Annotated in this window: 17 protein-coding genes and 1 pseudogene; 8 read left to right on the top strand and 10 right to left on the bottom strand. The window is 60.4% G+C overall.

Annotated elements, in window-relative coordinates; all coding sequences use genetic code 11:
• The 6 genes and pseudogenes from ACTIEN_RS09115 to ACTIEN_RS09090 form a co-directional block, all read left to right on the top strand.
• Positions 1–271: pseudogene (locus ACTIEN_RS09115) on the top strand (dihydroxy-acid dehydratase); the annotation flags it as partial.
• Between the two features lie 112 nt (positions 272–383).
• Positions 384–1,364, top strand: coding sequence for an aldose epimerase family protein (locus ACTIEN_RS09110; RefSeq protein ID WP_439522814.1), 981 nt, complete (start codon positions 384–386; stop codon positions 1,362–1,364).
• A gap of 200 nt (positions 1,365–1,564) precedes the next feature.
• On the top strand, positions 1,565–2,812 hold the full coding sequence (locus ACTIEN_RS09105; RefSeq protein WP_439522813.1) for an extracellular solute-binding protein: 1,248 nt from the start codon (positions 1,565–1,567) through the stop codon (positions 2,810–2,812).
• A 74-nt stretch (positions 2,813–2,886) separates the two neighbouring features.
• A complete protein-coding gene (locus ACTIEN_RS09100; RefSeq protein WP_439522812.1) occupies positions 2,887–3,762 on the top strand; it encodes a carbohydrate ABC transporter permease in 876 nt (291 codons plus the stop codon).
• Complete coding sequence (locus ACTIEN_RS09095) at positions 3,759–4,598, top strand: carbohydrate ABC transporter permease (protein ID WP_439522811.1); 840 nt, start codon at positions 3,759–3,761, stop codon at positions 4,596–4,598. The genes ACTIEN_RS09100 and ACTIEN_RS09095 overlap by 4 nt, the downstream gene beginning before the upstream one ends.
• Before the next feature lie 52 nt (positions 4,599–4,650).
• Positions 4,651–5,718, top strand: coding sequence for an ABC transporter ATP-binding protein (locus ACTIEN_RS09090; protein WP_439522810.1), 1,068 nt, complete (start codon positions 4,651–4,653; stop codon positions 5,716–5,718).
• Between the two features lie 443 nt (positions 5,719–6,161).
• Here ACTIEN_RS09090 and ACTIEN_RS09085 read toward each other — a convergent pair whose 3' ends face one another.
• Complete coding sequence (locus ACTIEN_RS09085; protein WP_439522809.1) at positions 6,162–6,887, bottom strand: TetR/AcrR family transcriptional regulator; 726 nt, start codon at positions 6,885–6,887, stop codon at positions 6,162–6,164.
• A 66-nt stretch (positions 6,888–6,953) separates the two neighbouring features.
• On the opposite strand from ACTIEN_RS09085, the gene ACTIEN_RS09080 reads away from it, so the two are divergent.
• The gene (locus ACTIEN_RS09080) at positions 6,954–8,114 is read left to right on the top strand and encodes an efflux RND transporter periplasmic adaptor subunit (RefSeq protein WP_439522808.1); all 1,161 of its coding nucleotides are present in this window, start codon (positions 6,954–6,956) and stop codon (positions 8,112–8,114) included.
• Positions 8,111–11,263 (top strand): efflux RND transporter permease subunit, encoded by a 3,153-nt coding sequence (locus tag ACTIEN_RS09075; RefSeq protein WP_439522807.1) that lies wholly within the window; start codon positions 8,111–8,113, stop codon positions 11,261–11,263. The genes ACTIEN_RS09080 and ACTIEN_RS09075 overlap by 4 nt, the downstream gene beginning before the upstream one ends.
• A 404-nt stretch (positions 11,264–11,667) precedes the next feature.
• On the opposite strand, the gene ACTIEN_RS09070 is transcribed toward ACTIEN_RS09075, so the two are convergent.
• The 9 genes from ACTIEN_RS09070 to ACTIEN_RS09030 form a co-directional block, all read right to left on the bottom strand.
• Positions 11,668–12,459, bottom strand: a complete 792-nt coding sequence (locus ACTIEN_RS09070) for a crotonase/enoyl-CoA hydratase family protein (protein ID WP_439522806.1) — start codon at positions 12,457–12,459, stop codon at positions 11,668–11,670.
• The gene (locus tag ACTIEN_RS09065; protein ID WP_439522805.1) at positions 12,456–13,337 is read right to left on the bottom strand and encodes a hydroxymethylglutaryl-CoA lyase; all 882 of its coding nucleotides are present in this window, start codon (positions 13,335–13,337) and stop codon (positions 12,456–12,458) included. The genes ACTIEN_RS09070 and ACTIEN_RS09065 overlap by 4 nt, the downstream gene beginning before the upstream one ends.
• On the bottom strand, positions 13,334–15,328 hold the full coding sequence (locus ACTIEN_RS09060) for an acetyl/propionyl/methylcrotonyl-CoA carboxylase subunit alpha (protein ID WP_439522804.1): 1,995 nt from the start codon (positions 15,326–15,328) through the stop codon (positions 13,334–13,336). Before ACTIEN_RS09060 ends, ACTIEN_RS09065 begins: the two co-directional genes overlap by 4 nt.
• 2 nt (positions 15,329–15,330) lie before the next feature.
• Entirely contained in the window at positions 15,331–16,938 is a 1,608-nt protein-coding gene (locus tag ACTIEN_RS09055; RefSeq protein ID WP_439522803.1) for a carboxyl transferase domain-containing protein, read from the bottom strand.
• Positions 16,939–17,030: 92 nt separating this feature from the next.
• Positions 17,031–18,320 carry a TRAP transporter large permease gene (locus ACTIEN_RS09050; protein WP_439522802.1) on the bottom strand — a complete coding sequence of 430 codons (1,290 nt, stop codon included), beginning with the start codon at positions 18,318–18,320 and terminating at the stop codon, positions 17,031–17,033.
• A gap of 82 nt (positions 18,321–18,402) precedes the next feature.
• Positions 18,403–19,404, bottom strand: coding sequence for a TRAP transporter substrate-binding protein (locus tag ACTIEN_RS09045; protein ID WP_439522801.1), 1,002 nt, complete (start codon positions 19,402–19,404; stop codon positions 18,403–18,405).
• Between the two features lie 21 nt (positions 19,405–19,425).
• Positions 19,426–19,911: a TRAP transporter small permease gene (locus ACTIEN_RS09040; protein WP_439522800.1), complete on the bottom strand. Its 486-nt coding sequence runs from the start codon at positions 19,909–19,911 to the stop codon at positions 19,426–19,428.
• A 35-nt stretch (positions 19,912–19,946) separates the two neighbouring features.
• A complete protein-coding gene (locus ACTIEN_RS09035) occupies positions 19,947–21,086 on the bottom strand; it encodes an FAS1-like dehydratase domain-containing protein (RefSeq protein ID WP_439522799.1) in 1,140 nt (379 codons plus the stop codon).
• A gap of 39 nt (positions 21,087–21,125) precedes the next feature.
• On the bottom strand, positions 21,126–22,685 hold the full coding sequence (locus tag ACTIEN_RS09030) for an acyl-CoA synthetase (RefSeq protein WP_439522798.1): 1,560 nt from the start codon (positions 22,683–22,685) through the stop codon (positions 21,126–21,128).
• Positions 22,686–22,747 lie beyond the last annotated feature (62 nt).

The raw sequence follows: 22,747 nt of genomic DNA, 5'->3' as shown, positions 1-22,747 counted from the left end.
CACCTCGCCCGAGGCGGCGGCGGGTGGACCGCTGGCCGTGGTCCGGACCGGCGACATGATCGTCGTCGATGTCGAGAACCGCCGGTTGCATCTGGACATCTCGGACGCCGAATTGACCGAACGCCTTGCCCGCTGGACCCCGTTCCACGAGCGCCCGGAAAGCGGTTACGCGTGGTTGCACCAGCAGCATGTGGAAGGCGCAGACACCGGCGCGGACCTCGATTTCCTCAAGGGATGCCGCGGCGCGCCGGTCGGAAAGGACAGTCACTGATGAAAATTGCACTTGTGGGTATTGGAAAGATCGCGGTGGACCAGCACGTACCGGCCATCGCCGGTAGCCCAGACTGGGACCTGGCGATCAAACCGTTTTTCGAGGCGATACAATGATCCTCGGCGCGACGCCTGAAGGCAACGAGATCGAAGGCGTGGAGATCACCAACGGCCCTGCGCGGGCGCTGTTAATGGCCTACGGCGCGACGTTGTGTCGATTTCATCTCGACGGGATCGAAACGTCCTTGGCGCTCGGTAGCCCGGAGATCGAAAGCTACTTTTCGCAGATGCGCTATTTCGGTGCGATTGTGGGGCCGGTCGCCAACCGGATCGCCGGGGGTGGCGCGCCACTGGATGGCGATGTGTTGCAGCTTGACGTCAATGAAAACGGCAACGCGCTGCATGGTGGTCCCAACGGTCTTTCGCAACAGGTCTGGACCATCGCCGAAAGGAAGACGCACAGCGTGACCTTGCGACTTAACGTTCCCGATGGCGCGGGCGGGCTGCCTGGGCCAATCGACATTTCGGTGACATATGCGCTCGATCCCGAGGGCACTCTTGAGATCGACATCACGGGGCAGAGCGATCGTGCAACGTTCTTTAACCCGGCGTTTCACGGCTATTGGTCACTGAACGGCACGGGGCTGGCAGGGCACCGGCTGCAAATTGATGCCGACACCTACCTTCCAGTCGATGATGCGCTTGTTCCGAACGGCGACATCATGCCCGTAGCAGGCACACCCTATGACCTGCGCCAAGCGACCCCGTTGCCCGTGATGATCGACCTGGACACGAATTTCTGCCTCAATGGCAAAGGCATGCGCCCCGTCGCACGGCTCGAAACCGATACACTTGCAATGATCCTTGAAACGGATGCGCCGGGGCTGCAAGTGTATGACGCCGCGCGCCTGAACACGGCCCCCGCCATAGGGCATCATGGCCTGCCCTATGGGCGGCATGCTGGGATCGCTATGGAGCCGCAGCATTGGCCTGATGCGCCCAACCACGCTGATTTTCCGTCGATCGCTCTGCGGCCCGGCATGCAGTTTCGCCAAACATCCCGATTTCGTTTCATCCCAAAGGAGGGCGCATGAACAAGCCGATACCAAGTCATGTCGGCAATCATTGCGCAAGATCTGAAAACCAGTTGAGGAGGAACCTGTGAGCAACGAAGCTTCTTGCACCAACCCAAAGCGAGCCTACCGCGTGATCCGGACAAGGATGACCTGACGAGCAGATCGGAAACCGCCGGGCAGGAGGAAGGCTCGGCTCAAAACGTTCAAGGGAGAAAGATATGACAATTCGATTCAATGTTACGAAGAAGATGCAGGTCGCGACCGCAACCTTGCTTCTGTCCTCGGTCGCGACCAGCGCGCTGGCGCAGGATGCCATCCGCGTCATCAGCCACCGCCAACCGGCGCTTGAATACTACACCCAACAGATGATCGACGCGCTGCCTGAAGGCAGGGTCAGCGTCGAACTGATGCCGATCGACAAGGAACTGGAACTGGCCTCGATCACGATGTCGGCGGAATCCGACGCCATCGACGTGCTCTATCTCAACGACTCGTCCTTCCGGCGCTTTGCGTCCAATGGGTGGCTCGAGCCCATTGACGATCTCTGGGAAAAATATGAGGACGAATACGATCTGGATGACTTTCCGCAATCGGTGATCGACGCGGTCAGCTATGACGGCAAGATCTACGCAATGCCGATCCTGACCAACACCGAGCTGTTCTTCTACCGCAAGGATCTGCTCGAGGAAGCCGGGATCGAACCACCGCAGACGATGGAAGACTACATGGCGGCCGCTTCTCAGCTGGATTCGGCGCGTATGGCCGGTACGATCATGTCGCTCAAGCCCGTGGATGCGGCCCTGAACGAGTCGCACTGGTACATGAACGCGATCGGTGACGGCTGGTTCGACGAGAACTGGCGGCCGATCTTCAACAACGCCGCTGGCGTCGAGGCGATCACGAAGCTCAAGGAGATGACGGAATACGCTCCGCGCGGCTTTACCGCGCATGCCAACGACGAATCCACCATCAACCTGCAACAGGGGCTGGCCGCGATGGGCCTGCAATGGTTCACCCGCGCTGCGGCGATGGACAACGCCGAACAGTCCCGCGTCGTGGGACAGATCGAATGGGTCGCACCTCCGGGCGGCGGCGCGCGGACGGCGAATGACGGTTTCGCGATCTCGGCCTATTCCTCGGCTGACCGCGATGAGATGTTCAGGATGCTGGCCGAGGCCGCCAGCAAAGAGAGCATGCGAGAGGGTGCCCAATTCGCCATGCCGCCACGTCTGTCCGTGCTCGAGAACACCGACCTGGCCGCGCAATACCGTTGGTATCCGGCCGCACGGGCTGCGCTGGAAAGTGGCAAGGCGTTTCCGGCCATGCCTGATTTCAACGATGTGGGTGAGATCGTCACGCGTCACATCCTGCGCGCGGTGACCGGCGAAGCCGAGGTTCAGGAGGCGCTCGACCAGGCCGCCGCCGAGACAGAGGAACTTCTGGCCAGCCGCGGCTACTACAACTGATCCGACCGATCTCAACCCGGCCCGCGCCGCGCCCGTGGCGTGGGCCGAACTCCACCTGAAAGGAACGATCCGACATGGTGAGCTGGCAACGCGGCCTCTGGCTGTTCTTCCTGCCCAGTTTCGGTTTGCTTGCCTTGGTGCTGCTCTGGCCACTGGGTTATGCTGTATATCTGAGCTTCTTCGACTACTACCTTGGCTCGGGCGAGCGGACCTTCATCGGTCTGGGTAACTATGTCGACCTGCTGACCGAAGCGCGCCTGTGGAACTCCATGTGGACGACGATCATCATCGCCTTCGGATCGGTCGCCGTGGAATTTTTCGTCGGGTTTGCACTGGCGCTCGCGCTCTACCGGCTTCACGGCAGCGCCAAGGTCTTTTCCGTCCTGCTTTTCCTGCCGCATATCGTGACTCCGGTCGTGGCGGCGCTGTTCCTGAAATGGATGCTCGCTTCGAACTGGGGGTTCGTCGATGCGACGCTGCTGACCTTCAACATCGAACCGCCTGACTGGCTGGGCAGCCCCGTCTGGGCCAAGGTCAGCGTCATTCTGGCCGATGCCTGGGTCTTCACGCCTTTGGTCATGATGGTGCTCTACGCAGCGCTACAGGGTCTTGATACCTCGTTGATCGAAGCGGCACAGATTGATGGTGCCAGCAGCTGGAATACCCTGCGTCATGTCATCGTCCCCGCGCTGATCCCTGCGATCATCTTCGTCATCTCGATCCGGTTGATGGATGTCTTCCGCTTTTTCGACCTGATCTATGTGCTGACCGGCGGCGGACCGGGCACCGCGACCGAAACCATCACGATCTACACCTACCAACTTGGCTTTCGCATGCTTGAAGTCGGCAAGGCCTCGGCCTTGGGGGTCATCACATTGATCGTCGTTGCGATACTGCTCCTGACAATCAATCGCGGCCTCAACAAGGCTTACAGGGGGGGCGACCGATGAGCGCCCAGCTACGGCCCGGCCAGCAGAGAACAACATGGCTGATCTTCATCGGCCTGTGCGTGTTCACCTTCATCAACCTGACGCCGCTGATCTGGGCGGTGTTGACCTCGCTCAAGGATCCGCGCGACGCCTTTACCATTCCGCCAACCCTCATTTTCGAGCCGACCCTGAAGTATCACATTCAGGTCTGGACCGAGAACGACTTCGTCTTCTACCTGATGAACAGCCTGATCATTTCCGCAGGTACGGTTTTCATCTCTGTTCCGGCGGGCAGCCTTGCCGCCTATGCACTGTCGCGCATTCCGAGGCGGAGCGCCGGGCCGATCCTCAGCGCGCTGTTCACGATCCGGATGTTTCCGCACATGCTGCTCGCGATCCCGTTTTTCGTGATGGGAACGTTCCTGAACATGATCGACACCTATCCGCTGTTGATCCTGGCGCTGGTGGCGATCAACCAGCCCTTCACGATCTGGCTGATGCATGGCTTCTTTCTCGAGATCCCGCGCGACCTTGACGAAGCGGCGGCCATTGACGGCTGTTCCAACTGGCAGGCCTTCCGCATCGTCATCCTGCCGCTTGCACGGCCCGGCATGACGGTGGCCGCGCTGTTCAGCCTGTTGCTGTCCTATAACGAGTTTCTCTTCGCGCTGGTCTTGACCGGCACCGATACCAAGACCCTGCCCGTCGCAATCGCGTCTTTCGGCGGCGAGGACATCTCGTCCTGGTCGCTCTCCGCTGCGGGCGCAATCGGGATCATGCTGCCCATCGTCGTTGTCATGCTGCTTTTGCAGCGCCACCTGGTGCGCGGCCTGACCGCGGGGGCCGTGAAGGGATGAAACACAGCATTCAAGAAGTCCGGCTGACGCATTCGGATATGGAGACGACGACATGGCACCTCTGACCATCCAGCAGGCGACCAAATCCTTTGGCGAGGTTCGGGTTCTGCACGGCATCGACATCGGTATCGAAGACGGTGAATTCGTCGTGCTCGTCGGGCCTTCAGGCTGCGGCAAGTCAACGCTGCTGCGGCTGATCGCCGGGCTCGAGGACATCACCACCGGTAGCATCCTGATCGACGGCAAGGACATCAGCAGGCTGCATCCCAAGGACCGCGACATCGCCATGGTGTTCCAGTCCTACGCGCTTTATCCGCACATGACCGTTGCCGAGAACATGGGGTTTTCGCTGCGCATGCGCGGTGCCAAGAGTGACGAACAGCGACGAAAGGTCGACGAGGCTGCGGGCATTCTCGACCTCGGTCCGCTGCTCGACCGGTATCCCCGGCAACTTTCGGGTGGCCAGCGTCAGCGTGTTGCCATGGGACGCGCCATCGTTCGCGACCCCAAGGTCTTCCTCTTCGACGAACCGCTGTCAAATCTCGACGCCAAGTTACGCGTGCAGATGCGGGCCGAGATCCGCTCGTTACACAAGGCGCTCAAGACGACGATCGTCTATGTGACCCACGACCAGATCGAGGCGATGACCATGGCCGACAAGATCGTCGTCATGCGCGGTGGTCATGTCGAGCAGATCGGCAGCCCCATGGCCGTCTACGACGCGCCAGCCAATGTCTTTGTAGCCGGGTTCATCGGTTCTCCGGCCATGAACCTGCTGAAAGGCCGTATCGGCACCGATGCGCGGTCCTTCGATCTCGATTCTGGCGGGGCTTTGTATTTTGACTCGGCGCTCGACGCCCAACCCGGCCAGCCGGTTATCTTGGGAATCCGGCCCGAGGATGTGATGATTTCAGAAAGCGGAAGCCCGGCGGTGATCAAGTTGATCGAGCCGACAGGCGCGGACCTGCACGTCGTACTCGACATTGCCGGAAGCGAAATCACGGCCGTCTTTCACGAAAGGTTGTCGTTGAAAGAGGGACAGGAGGTGCGCCTGACAATCCCGACAGACCATGTGCATCTGTTCGATCCCGAGAAAGAGACACGCATGTCGGCAAATTAATGCGTTTCTGAGAAAACCTGAATTAGGGGATTGAACGAACCCGCTGGCGCGGAAGGAGCGTTTCTATTTGCGGGAATGGACTTCTGATAAGAAGGTTTGGTTGCTTAGACCAACCTTTGATCTTGAGACCATCGCATGACTGATACCACATCACGGTAAGCCCGCTGCGCCGCTGTATGATCGACGGCATGACGCCTCGCCAGAAGAACCAAGGCGCGCTCGCCAACTTCGGTCGTCGTTACCGAAACGGCCATGCGTCTCGGAGCGAACAGCGTGACCACCTAGTTTTGCTCACTCATGTCGGGAATGCGGTGACGGCTCTTTACGGAACTTCGCCGATGGCCAAATGCCGCGGTGCGGGCCATCGGAGACGACACTCCGCTTTGGCTTGCAGCAACGTTCAATCAATCGAGGTGGGCAGCGTGATCTATGCGCCCGGCGGTCTATAGCAGAACGTGGTCAAAGGAGTCTTCTGGCGGATAGGTCAGGCGGCCTTCCGATATTCCTAGCAATCTTTCGAAGGACTGCTGCTCGGCTTTGATACGGGTGCGCAAACGACCTTTTGCCTCAGTGACGGCACCCGACCGCGCAACGTCCTGTGCGCTGATCGCATCGAGCCATCGGGTCCGCGCAATTCGCAAGAAGAGATCTGCGGTCAGGTCGATATCGGCGAGCACGAATGTTCCGCTCTCCACGCCCTCCGTCAGTAACTCTATCAATGCGGGACGTGTGCGGCGTGCGGTTTCCTCACCCAACTCCAGAAACAGAAGGGTGTTGCCGGACCGCCGGGCCAGCCGGACGATGCTCATGACCTCTTCGGCATGGTCGATTTCCCAATTTAGGGCCCCACTCAAAAAGGCTGACAGCCGCGTGAGGATGTCGCCACCGGCGGTCTTTGTGCTCGTCGTCGCCCAAGCGGTCGACGCGTCTGCAAAGCGCAGCACCAATGTTGCGAGAATGTCGTCCTTCGAATTGAAGTGATGGTAAAAGCCGCCACGCGAGATCCCCGCAGCGGCGAGGATGTCGTTGATTGTCACGTGCTCCCAGCCCTGGGTCATGAGCAGACGCTCGGATGCGTCAAGGATCGCCGCCTGACGCCGATCAGCCGTCATGCGCTCGCGTTTGGCCTCGCCATTTTTTTGTGATTGCAAAATGTCCCTCTCAGACATACATACCGACCGTCGGTATGTAATCATAACGGCGCTACGATGACAAGCACCAAGCGGACAGGCCCCATGACCGACAAGAATGACCCCTCCAGCCAAGATCGCGAGATCAGCCATGAGACCGATCCTGGAGCGTCGAAATCGTTCTGGATCGCTTGCACCCTGCTGCTGGTTATCGTCGGGTGGATGGCAAGTGGGTTCGTAGGCGAGGACTCCGCCGAGCCTCTGTTGACCGCCACTGAAGCCCCGCCACCCCCGGCGGTCGTCGTGCGCAGATCCACTGCCGAAACCGTCCAACTGAGCTTTAGCGCGCAGGGGCAGGCTCTGCCCGAGCGTGACACCGAGATCCTGACGGAAGCTGCAGGAACTGTCGTTTCTCTACCTGTCGAAAAGGGTCAAGCTGTGACACGAGGCGAAGTGATTGCCGCGCTCGACGCCAGCCGGGCCGACGCTGCCCTGGCCCAAGCCAAGGAGGAGCGTAGCCGTGCGCAGCGCGAACTCGACAACGCGCAAACCCTGCTGGACCGGGGAAGTGCAACGGTCGATCGTGTGGTCTCGGCCAGGGCTGATCTTGCCGCAGCACAGGCACAGGTTTCCGCCGCCGAGGAAACGCTGGCCAATTTCACCATCCTCGCCCCCTTCGATGGCACAATCGAGGAACTGATGCTCAATGACGGCGAGCATGCCGTAGCGGGCACCGCGGTCGCGCGCATTGTGGATAGCGACCCGATCACTGTTTCGATCCAGATTCCCCAGCGCTCGCGCAAGCAGATCGAGGTGGGCCAACGCGCCAAGGTCGCTTTCATCACCGACGAAACCCGCGAGGGTGTCGTCGCTTTCGTCGCCGCCGCTGCCTCGCCCGACACCCGCACGTTTCTCGCCGAGATCAGCATCGAGAACGCAGACCGAAGCCTGCGTCCCGGAATCTCGGCAGAGGTGATCATCCCGACCCGAGAGGAGACCGCGCATTTCGTCGAAGCCTCTGTCGTGTCGCTCAGCCCCGAGGGCGCGACCGGCATCAAGACGGTTGAGGATGGCAAGGTAAAGTTCCACAGGATCGAGATTGTCACCGCAGAGGTTGACGGACTATGGGCCACCGGCCTGCCGGATACAGCCGAGATCATCACCGTCGGCCAAGGCTTTGTGCGTGACGGTGAGACCGTTCGCACCCAGACCGAAAACGACGCGGATGCCGGGGACCCGGTCCCGCTGGCAGAGGCCGATCAATGAACGCGCTGATCGACGCCGCTTTTTCGCGCACCCGTGTGGTGCTGATGGTCTTCACGATGCTGCTCACTGTCGGGGCCGCAGCCTACATCGCGATCCCCAAGGAGGCCAATCCGGAGGTGCCTCTGCCGCTCGTCTATGTCTCCACTGGCATCGACGGCATCAGTCCAAGCGACGCCGAGCGCCTGCTTCTCGAACCGATGGAGGCAGAGTTTGGAGCCATCGAGGGGCTTGACCAGATGTCGAGCGAGGCCGCCGAAGGCTTTGCCAGTGTGCAGCTCGAATTCCAGCCGGGCGGCGACATCGAGGAGGCGCTGCGCAAGGTGCGCGAAGCCGCCGACAAGGTGCAGGGCGATCTGCCCGATGATGCGCGTGATCTGACCCTGACCGAGATCAATACCGCCCTCTTCCCCGTCATCACCGCCACCCTGTCTGGCCCCGTGCCCGAACGAACCCTGAACAGTCTGGCCGAGGACGTGCGCCAGGAGGTCGAGGGCCTGCCCGGCGTACTCGAGGTCGATATTGGCGGCGAGCGCGAGGAATTCGTGGAAGTGCTGATCGATCCGACGGTCTTTCAGACCTACGATCTGAATCTTGAAACGCTGACCAGCCAGCTGCAACGCAACAACCAGCTGATCGCGGCGGGCGCCATCAACAACGGCGGCGGGCGCATTGTTCTGAAAGTACCGGGCCTCGTGGAGGACATGTCGGACGTGCTGTCCATGCCGGTGAAGGTCGAGGACGGCACGGTTATCACCTTTGCCGATGTCGCAACCGTCCGGCGCACCTTTGAAGATCCCACCGGCTTTGCCCGTATCGACGGCCAGCCTGCGCTGTCTCTGGAGGTCGTCAAACGATCGGGAGCCAACGTCATCGACACGGTGGCCGATGTGCGCGCGACCATCGAAAGAATGAGCGCGGATTGGCCCGACAGCCTGCGCGTGACGTACCTTCAGGACCAGTCCGAAGAGGTCAAGACGCTGCTGTCGGATCTGGAATCCAACGTCATCGCCGCCGTGCTGCTGGTGATGGTGGTGGTCGTCTTCGCGCTTGGCCTGCGTTCCGCGATCCTCGTCGGTCTCGCCATTCCCGGGGCGTTTCTCGCGGGCGTCGCGGCGATCTGGGTGATGGGTTTGACCATGAACATAGTGGTCCTCTTCGCTCTGATACTCGTGGTGGGCATGCTGGTGGACGGGGCCATCGTCACGGTCGAGCTCGCCGACCGCCGCCTGCACGAAGGAGACACCCCGCGCCGGGCTTATGCTGCTGCTGCCAAGCGCATGGCGTGGCCTGTCATCGCCTCCACCGCCACCACGCTCAGCGTGTTCTTCCCGCTACTCTTCTGGACCGGCCTTATCGGCCAGTTCATGAAATATCTGCCGATCACAGTGATCCTGACGTTGTCGGCCTCGCTCTTCATGGCGCTGATCTTCATTCCGGTTGTAGGTGGCGTGATCGGGCGCGCCCAGCCGCAGTCTGCCGCTGCCAAGGCGGCGCTCTATGAGGCCGAGCATGGCGATCCGCGCCGCATCGGCGGGCTGACAGGCGGCTATATCCGCCTGCTGGGGCTGGCAGTGGGTCGCCCCTGGACGACCGTGGTGCTTGCGCTGTCGCTGCTACTCGGGGCCTTTGCGACCTATGGCGAGTTTGGGCGCGGCATCAGCTTTTTCCCCTCGATCGAACCCGAGGCAATGCAAGTTCAGATCCGCGCACGCGACAACCTGTCGATCTATGAGCGTGACGACCTAGTCCGTCAGGTCGAGGCGCGGCTGGTCGGAACGGACGGCGTGGAAAGCATTTATTCCCGCTCGATCCTGAGCGCGTCGGGCGGTGACGAGGATATCATCGGCACGATCCAACTTGACCTTGTGGATTGGGACCAGCGCCGAACCGCAGCCGAGATCGGTGCGGGCATCCGTAGCAGCATGGCCGACGTGGCCGGGATCGGCGTTCAGGTCGAAACCGAGAGCGGAGGCCCCTCGGGTGGCAAGCCGGTGAACCTCAAGGTCGCGGCGCCCAACCCCGCCGACCAGACCCGCGCGGTCGAGACCGTGCGCACCATCATGGACGAACTGGGTGGTTTTGTTGATGTGACCGACACCCGCCCCCTGCCGGGAGTCGAAGTCGCGATCATCGTCGACCGGGTCGAGGCCGCGCGCTATGGCGCGGACGTCAGCCTGCTGGGACAGGCGGTCCAGTTGCTGACCCAAGGCATAACCGTCACCAACTTCCGTCCCGACGACACCGACGGCGAGATGGATGTGCGTGTGCGTTTCCCCGATGACGACCGTTCGCTCAGCGAGCTTGGGAACCTGAGGGTGCCAACCTCTTCGGGTCTTGTCCCGATCTCGAACTTCGTCTCTTTCGAACCTGCCGAGCGTGTTGGCGTGATCCGCCGCATCGATGAGCGGCGCGTGACCACGATCGAGGCCGGTGTCGCGCCCGGAGTGCTGGTCAACGACCAGATCGCCGCCCTGCGCGCAGCACTGGACGGCGACGTGTTGCCCGAAAGCTCGACAGTGGATTTCGCAGGGGAGGCCGAGGATCAGATGGAGTCGATGATCTTCCTCGCCGGGGCCTTTGTCTCCGCCATCGTGTTGATGTTCACGATCCTCGTCCTGCAATTCAACAATTTCTATCAGGCCTTCGTCGTGATGAGCGCCATCGTCTTTTCCATCGCGGGTGTGCTGCTGGGACTTATTGTAACCGGGCGGCCCTTTGGCATCGTCATGGGCGGCGTCGGCGTTATCGCGCTGGCCGGGATCGTGGTGAACAACAACATTGTTCTCATTGACACCTTCAACGATCTGCGCCGCGCCGGCCTGTCTCTGCAGGACGCGGCCCTGCGCACAGGTGCGCAACGCTTGCGCCCCGTGCTGCTGACGTCGATCACCACAGCGCTGGGGTTGATGCCGATGGTGCTGGGATTGAACGTGGATGTCTTTGGACGAGAACTCGTCTTCGGCGCTCCGTCAACGCAATATTGGACAGAGCTGTCCTCTGCCATCGCCGGCGGGCTGGTCATCGCGACCTTGCTAACCCTTGTCGTCACGCCTGCGATGCTGATGCTCGGTCAGAAACGCGCCTCGAGCGAGCTTGTTGGAGTGAAACGCACGGAAATGAGTGCGAATATTCAGGATTCCGCTGGGTAATCACCCAAGACTTGGAGAGTCCCCAAAAATACGGGCTTCAAGAGTCCAAAACTCTATCAGCCCCGTCGACTGATCAGGTGAGATTTCGCCGAAAGACGTTTGCCGAATTCCGCTGTTAACCTTGAGTCGATCGCTGGCAAGAGTGTTGCGCGTGCCGAAGACTGCCCGCGGCGATGATCACACCGTCGAATAGGGTGCCATCGATGGCTTTCCTGGCGGAACCGTAGACCTTTTCCCTCAGGCCGCTCCTTGTCAGGATTGACAGAATTTCGCCAAGCCAGAGCCAACCGGGGAGATAGGTGACGCAGTTCCCCGCCAGAAGCGCCTGCGCCATGCCCGGCATGCTGCGATCAAGCCAGGCGCGCGCTGCGAGACCAAGGACCTGTACCGCGAGGTCGAACTCCTCATGAACTTTGCCTCCAAGACGGCGGTTCCTTTGCGAAGAAGGCGGCAATGCCTTCCTGTGTCTCTTGTGTTTCCCAGCAATCGGCCAAGGCATTGGCTGTCAGCGTTGCAGAGTTTGCCGGGTCTGCCCCAGCCAATGCGCGGCACAACTCCTTGGCGGCGGAAACGGCACCGGGTGCGCACTGAAGAACGGCCTGCACTTCTTCCTCCACCGCGAGGTTCATCCCCTCTGGATCGCAAATCCTCGCCACGAGACCGGCCCGCATCAGGAATGCGGCGTCAAAGGAACGTGCCGTGAAAAAAACCTGACGCGCGAATGCTTCACCCATACGGCGTACGACAAACGGCCCGATCGTCGCAGGGATGAGACCAAGTCGGGTTTCGGTAAGGGCGAAACGCGTGTCTTCCTCGGCTATAACGACATCGCAAATGGCAATCAGCCCGATCCCACCTCCGTAGGCGGCACCGTGAACCCGCCCGATGACGGGTTTGGGAAGGGCATTCCAAAGACCAAGCATACCGGCGAGAGCTTTGGCCTCGTTCATCTTTCCGGTCCTGTCCTGTTCGGCCTGTGCACGCATCCAGCCCAGATCACCACCGGCGCAAAAGCTGCGCCCTTCACCTGTCAGGACAACCGCTCGCACCGATCCGTCTGCGGCCAGCGCCTCGGCAGTTGCGGTCAGTTCGGCGATCATGGTGGCGTTCATCGCATTGTGTTTCTCAGGACGCGCAAGCGTGACCGTGGCTACGCCGCGTGCATCCTGTTCGAGGCGAATGGTTTCGAAGCTCATTCTGCGGCCTCCCTTGATTGTGCGGGTGTGGTGGACAGTCGGGCCACGAAGCGCTCGGCCTCTGCCAGACGCGCCCGATCAATGCCGGTGCGGAATCCCCGATCCTCGAGCATCTCGACCAGCGCCATCGTTGACAAATTTCCTTTGGCACCAGGCGCGTAGGGGCACCCTCCCAACCCACCGACGGCACTGTCGAAAGTTCTCAATCCAAGGACCAGCGCCACTTCGACATTGCTCAGCGCGTGCCCGCCGGTGTCGTGGAAATGGCCGGCAAGGCAGTCGGGTGCGATCAGATCAATGACCGCCTCCAGCATCGCGAAGGTCTCGTTCGGCCTTGCCCGACCGATCGTGTCGGCCAATGATATTTGGTAGCACCCCATCTCATGGAGCGCGGCAGCAACGTCACGAACGGCATTTGGCGCCACGGGTCCGGAATAGGGGCATTCCACGGCACAGGAAACGTAGCCACGGACGAGCAACGCCGCTTCTTTCGCCGCCTGCATCAGCGGGCCGAACCGGGTAAGGCTCTCGGCGATTGAACAATTGATGTTCTTCTCACTGAACGCCTCGGAAGCAGAGGCGAAAACGGCAATTTCGTCGGCTCCGGCAGCCAAGGCGCGCTCGAACCCCCTGAGATTGGGGGTCAGCACGGCATAGCCAACACCTTCGGTGCGCGTGATCCCAGCCATGACATCGGCCGCATCGGCCAGCTGTGGCACCCATTTGGGGGACACAAAACTGGTTGCTTCGATCCTGTCGAAACCTGCTTTGGACAGCAAATTGATCAACGCGACCTTATCCCCGGTTGGGATCGGGGTCATCTCATTCTGCAAGCCGTCGCGCGGTCCAACTTCGAAGATTCTGACGGTCTCCCTCATGCTGCCGACTCCACTTCGAGCGTGACCAGAATGGCACCGCCTTCGACGGCATCACCTGCGGCGAAAAACACGTCTGACACCAGGCCGTCACGCGGGGCGACGAGCGACGTTTCCATCTTCATCGCCTCCATGACTCCCAGCCGCGCACCCGCAGTTACGAGGTCGCCCTTGGCGACCTCGAGTGTGACGATCCTCCCGGTCATGGGCGCCACCACGCTGTCGCTGGTATCGATCAACGCGGCACTGCCTGACCTCAGGTCCGGAAGCAGGAATTCGCAAGTGGAGTCCTCGGTCAATACAGAGACCAATACTGCCGCGTCCCGGTGGGCGAGCCGCACAGTTGCCTTGATCTGCGCATTCGTTTGGCCGCTGCGCGCCGAAAAGTGCGGACCGTCGAAAGCAACCTCCCTCAAGTCGATGACCTCGTGCCCGTCGCGCACGAGAGTCACCGTGTCGTCCGGATGGAGCGTCAACCGGCAAGACAAGGGAGCCCCTTTATACACAAAGGTCAGGTCATGCACCGCCGCCCCCCAAAGGCGCCAGCCCAGATGCCGCGACGCCGGTTCGATACCCAGCGCAGCAAGCGCCGCAACGGCCAAATGTACGCCGCCCGGATCCGCATTGGTCACCAGGAGCTCCAGATCACGCTCGATCAATCCTGTGTCGAACTGCCCAGCCGCAAAATCTGCGTGAGCCGCCAGTGCGACCAGGAAATCCGCATTGCACACGGTGCCAACCACATGCGTCTCGCGCAACGACTTCAACAAGGACAACCGGGCGCTCTTTCGATCAGTCGCGTGGGTAATGATCTTGGCGATCATGGGGTCGTAGAAGGGGCTGATCACGTCGCCGCTGCGCACGCCGGTGTCGTTGCGAGCGACATCGCTGAAAGCAAGATGCTCGAGCTTGCCGGTCGCGGGTAGAAAACCGTTGGCCGGGTCCTCGGCGTAGAGGCGCGCTTCGAAAGCATGTCCGGTGATGGATAGGTCGTCCTGCCGCAACGGCAGAGGTTCTCCTGCAGCTACGCGGATCTGCCATTCGACAAGATCGACACCGGTGATGGCCTCGGTCACCGGGTGTTCAACCTGAAGCCGGGTGTTCATCTCCATGAACCAGAACCCGTCCACGCGCAGCGGCCCCGATCCATCAGCGATGAACTCGATTGTGCCTGCACCACAATAGTCGATAGCTTGCGCAGCCTTGACGGCCGCCTCAGTCATGGCACGGCGAACAGCCTCGGTCATGCCTGGGGCCGGTGCTTCCTCGATCACCTTCTGGTGGCGCCGCTGAAGCGAACAATCCCGTTCGAAGAGGTGCACAACATGGCCTTGGCTATCGCCGAATACCTGAACCTCGATGTGACGAGGGGTGGTGATGTATTTCTCGATCAGGACATGCGGATCGCCAAAGCTGGCCTGCCCTTCCCGCCGAGCCGATTCCAGAGCCGTTGTGAACTCGTCGGGCACATCGACCTTGCGCATCCCTTTGCCGCCACCGCCGGCGCGGGCCTTGATCAGCACAGGATAGCCGATGCGCTCCGCCTCTGTGGCAAGGAAATCCGCATCCTGGCTGTCGCCCTGGTAGCCCGGAACGATCGGCACCCCGGCGGTCGCCATCAAGTCCTTGGCGGCATCCTTCAGTCCCATGGCCCGGATCGCTTTCGAAGACGGGCCGATGAAGGTCAGACCTGCGGACTCGACCGCGTCGACAAAATCCGGGTTCTCTGACAGAAAGCCATAACCCGGATGGATCGCCTGTGCGCCTGTTGCCTGTGCCGCTTTAATGATGCGCTCGGCGACAAGATAGCTGTCCGAGACGGGCGAGGGGCCGATATGGATGGCTTCGTCGGCCAAGGAAACATGCAGCGCCTTTTCGTCCGCGTCGGAATAGACCGCCACGGTCGCAATTCCCATACGGCGCGCGGTGCGAATAACACGAACTGCAATCTCGCCCCGATTGGCGATCAGTATCTTTGAGAAGGTCTGAGTCATCATCACATCCTGAAAATGCCGAATTTCGTGTCTGCGACGGGTGCATTCAGTGCCGCCCGAAGTGACAGCGCAACGACATCGCGTGTTTTCCGCGGGTCGATGATCCCGTCGTCCCAAAGCCGGGCAGACCCGTAGATCGGCTTGGACTGCTCCTCGAACATGTCCAGCATAGGCTGCCTGAAGGCGGCTTCTTCTTCGGCCGACCATGCGCCGCCCTTGGCTTCGATGGCCGCGCGGCGCACATCTGCCAGCACGCCCGACGCCTGCGCTCCTCCCATCACCGCGATCCGCGCATTGGGCCACATCCAGACGAACCGGGGACCAAAGGCGCGTCCGCACATTCCGTAATTACCTGCCCCATAGGAACCGCCGACAATGACAGTGATCTTGGGAACGGAAGCAGTGGACACCGCCGTGACCAGCTTGGCGCCATCTTTGGCGATGCCGCCCGCCTCGTATTTCGAGCCAACCATGAAACCGGTAATGTTCTGAAGGAACAGCAGCGGTATCTTGCGCTGGCAGCACAGTTCGATGAAATGCGCGCCCTTGGTCGAGCTTTCCGAGAACAGTACGCCGTTGTTGGCAATGATTCCGACCGGGACACCGTCGATATGAGCAAAACCGGTCACGAGCGATGTGCCGTAGCGCGGCTTGAATTCGGCAAAGTCTGATCCATCGACCAGCCGCGCGATCAATTCGCGCGCGTCATAGGGCGTCTTTTCATTTGCCGGAACAATACCCATGATCTCGTCAGGGGCGAAAAGCGGCTCTTTCGGCTCTTTGAAATCGACAGCGGGACGCGGTGCCGGGCCAAGATGGCTCACGATCTCGCGCGCCAAGGCCAGCGCATGCCGGTCATCGTCAGCCAGGTAATCGGCTACGCCAGACAGGCGCGTGTGCGTATCGCCGCCTCCAAGGGTTTCGGCATCGACGATCTCACCGGTCGCCACCTTGACCAGCGGCGGGCCAGCGAGGAAGATTGTCCCCTGTTCGCGCACGATGATTGTCTGGTCGCTCATGGCGGGAACATAGGCACCGCCGGCAGTACACGACCCCATGACGACGGCTATCTGGGCAATCCCCTTTGCCGACATCCGTGCCTGGTTGAAGAAGATCCGCCCAAAATGGTCCCGGTCCGGAAAGACCTCGTCCTGGTTGTTCAGGTTCGCCCCACCGCTATCCACCAGATAGATACATGGCAGATGGTTTTCCTCGGCAATCTCCTGGGCGCGCAGGTGTTTTTTCACCGTCATCGGAAAGTAGGTGCCGCCTTTGACCGTGGCGTCGTTGCACAGGATCATGCAATCACGCCCTTCGACCCGCCCAATTCCGGCAATCGCGCCGGCTGAGGGAACCTCGTCGCCGTACATGTCCGACGCGGCGAACAACCCTACTTCCAGAAATGGTGAACCGGGGTCCAGAAGACCGACGATCCGGTCACGCGGCAGGAGCTTTCCGCGCGAAACGTGGCGGTTCCGCGACGCTTCCGATCCGCCTTGCATGATCCGGAAGGCCCGTTCCTCCATTTCGGCGTATTGCGCCTGCATTGCTGCGGCGTTTTCAGCAAAGTCCGGAGAGTTGGGACCAAGGCTGCTTTGCAAAATGCTCATGTTTACATTGTTCTCCGTTTGTTGGCGCGCGCACCTTCCCTGTGCCCTTTCAGGAAGGGGGTCAGTTCGAAATTGAGCAGGGGGCCTATGCGTCAGCGCGTCATGAGATCAGGCAGAAACAAGGTGATCTGCGGGAAAGAGAGCAGCAGGATCAAAACCAGGATTTCAATGCAGAGGAACGGTAGTATCCCGCGAAAGATCGTACCGAGCGGAACGCGGGTCTGTGCCGCCGCGACATACACGTTCAGCCCCAATGGCGGAGTCAGAAGGCCGATCTCGACTGTCTTGGTCACGACAATGCCAAACCATACCGGATCGTAACCCAGTGCCATGGCCGTCGGAAAAGCCAGGGGCATGGCCAGTGAAAGGATCGCAAGCTGGTCCATGAACATGCCCATCACAAGCAAGATCAGGATAATGATCATCATGATGACTTCGCGTCGCATGTCGGTTGTCGCAACGAACTCGAGCATCGCATGGGTGATACGGGTAAAGGCAAGGTAGTTCGAAAAGATCGCCGAGCAGGCAATGATCGCCACGATCATGACCGTGGCCCGGATCGCACCGCTGATTGATTTGTTGAACTGCACAAAACTCAAGGTGCGCTGCATCAGGACGATGATCAAAGAGCCCATGACACCAAGTGCTGCCGCTTCCGAAGGCGATGCGATACCACCATAGATCGCACCGATCACCGCGATCATCAGCAACACCATCGGAACGACGTGGCGGCTTTGCTTTATGGCCTTCTTGAGCACAAAGGGTTCGCCCTTCGGGGCCTGATCGGTCGTTTCGGCGATGACTTTGATGACCAAGGCCAAGCCGAACGCCGTCAAAAGCCCCGGAATGATCCCGGCAATGAAGAGTTTCCCGATCGAGGTCTCGGTCAGCACACCATAGACGACCAGAACGATGGAAGGTGGCACAACAACGGCGAGGGTGCCGCCGACGCTGACCACGGCCGAGGCAAGCCGATCAGAGTATTTGTGCGCACGCATCTCGGGAAAGGCGGACGCGGCCATCGCGGCCGTCGAGGCCGTCGAACTCCCGACCAGAGCGGCCAGAAGGACAGAGGCGGCTACGGTTGCCATGGCAAGGCCGCCTTTGACATGCCCGATCCAGGACTGGCAGGACAAGATCGCGCGACGCGTCACGTCACCTGCCGTCAACAGCTCAGCCATGAGAATGAACAGAGGGATGGCAACCAGGATAAAGGACGCGGAGGTATCGAAGAAAGTTCGCTCCAATACCGCGAGCGCGGGGCGCGGTCCCAGTTGGGCGGCCAGACCAAGCGTACCTGTAATTCCCATTGCAAAAGCAATTGGAACTCGGAACGTCATGAGGACGGCCAGGATTACGAGAATTGCAAAGAAGGTCAGCATCTGGGATCCGGACAGAGTCTTGGGGTGAGGGCAGCCGCCGCGGCTTCGGCGACTGCCTCTGATGTTTCGAAGAGTTCGTGATCTATTGGCTGGTCAGGTCACGATAGCTTTCGAGCACTTCTTGTGCCCGATCATTGCTGATCCGTTCGACCCAATCGGTGCTGACAGCTTTTAGCTGTTCGGACACAGTGGCCAACTCTTCTTCAGTGAAGGTGTAGGTGTCGATGCCTTCGGCGTTCCATGCCTCAATCAGATCCGCCACGGAGTCATCCTGCGCTTTCGCGACATGCAGTGCCGTCTCACTGCCGAGCCGCAACATGTCTGACCTCACCTCTTCCGGCAAACTGTCGAAGAGCTCACTGCGCACGACCATGACGAAGCTGTAACCACCAAATGATCCGTTCGTGGAAATGTGGCTGACAACTTCGTTCAGCTTGTAACCCGGGACGGAAGCCAGCGGGAACAGCACTGCATCGAGGCGGCCACGTTCAACAGCGGTGTAAACCTCCGGCCCCGGGATCGAGATACCGACACCACCGAGCGCGCGGGCCGTCATCGCCTGAGTCGAACCCGAGGTGCGGATATCTTTTGCATCCCAGTCAGCCGGCGCACCAAGACGGGTCTTGGCCAGCACTTGGTAGGGCGGCAGGACGAAACCGAATATCGGGGTGACGCCGGACGCAAGGATTTCTTCACGCAGCGGTCCTTCTTCAAGCATCGATTGCAACGCTTTCGTGCCCTGTTCGGCCGAGCCGTAGAAACCAGGCAAGGCTACTACCGAATTCAACGGCAAGACATCGGCGTGATAGGGTGTGCCCAAGAGTGCCGCATCGAGAATGCCATTATTCACAGCATCGAGTTGCGCCTTGGACTTGGCGGCCTGTTGAGACGGAAAGTGCTCGAAAGTCACTGCGCCATCGGTCGCGTCCTCGACCGCAGACATCCACTTTGTCGTGCCTTCAATCGAAACGATATGGCTGGTCGATTGGAAATCGCCGAGACGCAGCGTTTCCGAGTACGCGGCCCCTGGCCCAATCGCAAGAAATGCGGCAACCGCAGCAAGCATTGTGTTCGTCGTTTTCATGTTATTTCCTCCCATTGAGTTTCAGTTTTCAACCACAGCGCGCCCGATCAGCGCGTCGTGGAGCAGCCGCAGAACCAGCACACCGCATCCCAAAGGAACGACGGAGTAGGCCCAACCGAGCGGCCAATCGATCACCCCGTATTCCACGTCCCCGTGGTAAATGGCTTCGAAGGCGAACTTTCCGGACATGTAGGTGACAGCGGCAAAGAAGATCGCCGGCAACACCAGGCGAAGCAGCGAAATCGCGCGCCCGAGCAGACCGGGCAAATCCTTGGCCGTGAATTCGAGCGCCAAATGGCCCCCTTCGCGAAACACCCGCGACAGCGATAGAGTCGCAAGCGCCGGCATCAGAAACAGTTCGGTCAGTTCGAATTGAATCTGCACCGGGCGGTTCGCAAATATGCGCAGCAGGATATCAGCGTTGATAAGCGCCGCGACACCCACCAAGGCGAGGCACCCTGCAAGATGCAGGATGTCCTCCAGTTTGCTCAGAACTTTATCAAGCATCGGCCTTGCCTCCCTTGCCGTTGCGTTTGACGAATTCAGCGCTTGGGCAGCTCGACGATGGCCGAGCCCATGGCAGACAATTCGCCATCCTGCTGTTCCGCGCGCTGCTGGATCTCCAGCAGATAGCGGCCGTCTTCCTCGAACTTGCGAACAACGGTGCTGTTGATCAGGATGATGTCACCCTCGGGGTTGTGCCGGCGGACCTGGCACTTCGCCTGGCGCAGGAACCCGTCATCGCCCATCCAGTTGGTGATCTGGTGGGTCAGCCAAGACGTCCGCTCGGGACCGTAGTCATAGGCACCGGGGGCGCCGACCTCGAGCGCGAATTCTTCTTCCCAGTGCACACGTTCGGGGCAATCGGGAATGCCGAACTTGTTCTTGGGTCCGGCGCTGGGGTGCTTCTGCTGAAGCTGCCACGCCAATTTGTTGGCGCGGATATACAAACCGCCCCAGCCCTGCGCATACGCAATGAAGCCGGTCGCGGTCATCGGTCCCTTGACCATCGTGGGCAGCGCATCGCCTTCGGCCACATCGTCCCAATAGCGGGTCTCTGCGCCACGGATCGTTTCCTGCTCGTAATACTTGTAGAATTCCTGCAGTTCTTCATCGGTCCAGACACGACGGCCTTTTTCCTTGGCCTCGGTATACTTGGTTCCGTTTTCGCGCGCCTGGTCGCGGTCGGTGCGGAAACACCAGCTGTCCGCGTCCGCAACGAGATCACCAGTTGCGGCGTCGTAGAAATCCACATGATAGATCTGTTGCACGGCGCGTCCGGCAAAGCGGGTGTCGTGTTCGATCAGGTCCTTCAACACAGCTTCGGTGCGGAATTCCATGTTGCGGGTGATCGTCTTGTGCCAGTTCCAGTTGGCCCCCGACCACATCGCATGCACACCCGGCAGGCCGCCGACATAGCCCGAAATGATCCGGTTGGTCGCAAAAAGAAAGCTTGGCAGGGCGATCACGTCGCCGTATTTCGTGGTCTTGGCATAATCGGGATCACACCACAGCGGATTGTCGTCACCGATGCCGTGCGCGTAGTGGCGAATGTTATCGCGTGTCGCCTCGTAGCACCAAGGCTCCACCGTCTTCTCGATCTTCACACCAATACGCTGACGCAGGTCGTCTAGCCCTTCTTGTGTGATTTTCGGGAATTTCTTGTGGGTCATGTCGTTCATGTGTCTTCACTCCTCAGAACATGCTTCGGGACGCGCGGATCATTCCGCGGTTTCGAATTTCTTTGCTTCTTGATCGCGCAGGATTTTGCGGTTGACCTTCCCCGCCGGGGTTTTCGGCAACTCTTTGACGAATTCGATCTGGCGGGGATATTCATGACGGGCGAGCCGCGCGCGGACGTGGTCCTGGATGTCTCCGACAAGGCCCGACGTCTCTGCTTTCTTGAGGATAATGAAGGCTTTGACCACCAGTCCGCGAATGGCGTCAGGCGCACCGATCACGCCACAATCAGCGACTGCCGGGTGGCTAAGCAACGCGTCCTCTACTTCCACCGCGCCAATGGTCCAGCCGGCAGAGATGATCACGTCGTCTGCACGCCCGCCGTGGTAGAAGTAACCGTCCTCGTCTACTCGGCCCAAATCCTTGGTGGGGAACCATGCGCCGCGCTTCTTCACCATCAACTCGCCGGCCTCTCCGGGCGCGGCGGGTGTGCCGTCTGCGCGCTGTACCTCGACTTCGACCCCCGGTACGGCTTTGCCCATGGCACCGTCGCGGACCTCAAGATCGCTGGCACCGGGATAGTTGGCGATGATCACACCGATCTCGGTCGTGCCGTACATGGACCGGACCTTTGTGCCGAAGACTTGCTCTACATAGGCGGCGGTCTCGGAGTCGATCGGCTCGCCGGTGAAGGATAGCTTCTCGAAGCAATAGGTGTAGATTTCTGCAGCGCCCGAATTGCGCATCATCCGGTAATGCGTTGCCGCAGCCGTCAAATTTGTGATGCGGAAATCCTGCAACGCCTTGAGCAAACGCACAGGATCGAACTTGCCGCTGAACGTACCCGTGGGCACTCCCATCGCCAGCGGCGCAAACGTGCCGTGCCACAACCCGTGACCCCAGGCCGGGGACGACGGACAAAAGAACCTGTCGCCAGGCCGGATCCCCGTTGCATAGAGCGCGGCGACCATCAAGGTTACAATGGACTGGTGGTTGTGCTCGACCGCAGCCGGCAATGCGCGGGTTGTGCCCGAGGTGTATTGCAGCACAGCCAGATCGCGGCCAGAGGTGTCCCAGTCGAAAGTCACCGGAAGATCGTCCAACCCGTTCAGGAACGCCAGATCGACAACAATCACGTTCTTCGCGCCGCCCTCGACCGCCTCTGGAGCCTTTTCTTCGTTGGTGAAAAAGACCTCGGGTTTGCAATCGCCGATACGCAGTCGGATGCCATCGGGGCCGAATAGCGAGAACATCGGCACCGCAACACAGCCCGCCTTTATTACGCCGAAGAGCGCACAATAGAACGCAAGTGATGGGTCGATCATCACGGCCACCCGGTCGCCCTTGCCCAAGCCCCTTGCGCGCAGGAAATGCGCGATCTGCGATGACCGACGAGAAATCTCCGCAAAGGTCACGACCTCGTCAGAACCGTCGGCATGCGCCACATGCAGGGCCGTATCTTCGCCTGTTGCGTGGCGGTCGATGCACTCGTGAGCAATGTTGAACCGCGCCCGTGTGCCGTCGAACAACTCCCACAAACCTTCTTTGGAATAGTGTTTCTGCGCGTCAGCGTAAGACGTGAAATCCGTCAGGCGGGTCATTTGTGACTCTCTCCCAGTTCTGTGCATCCGAAGCGCCCGGACGGCGCCATCTGCTTCGTTGA

Origin of the sequence: Marivita sp. (assembly GCF_051859345.1) — a bacterium.
Classification (GTDB): Bacteria; Pseudomonadota; Alphaproteobacteria; order Rhodobacterales; family Rhodobacteraceae; genus Marivita.
The sequence above is the reverse complement of the archived record's forward strand: the minus strand, read 5'-3'. Positions and strand labels throughout refer to the sequence as shown.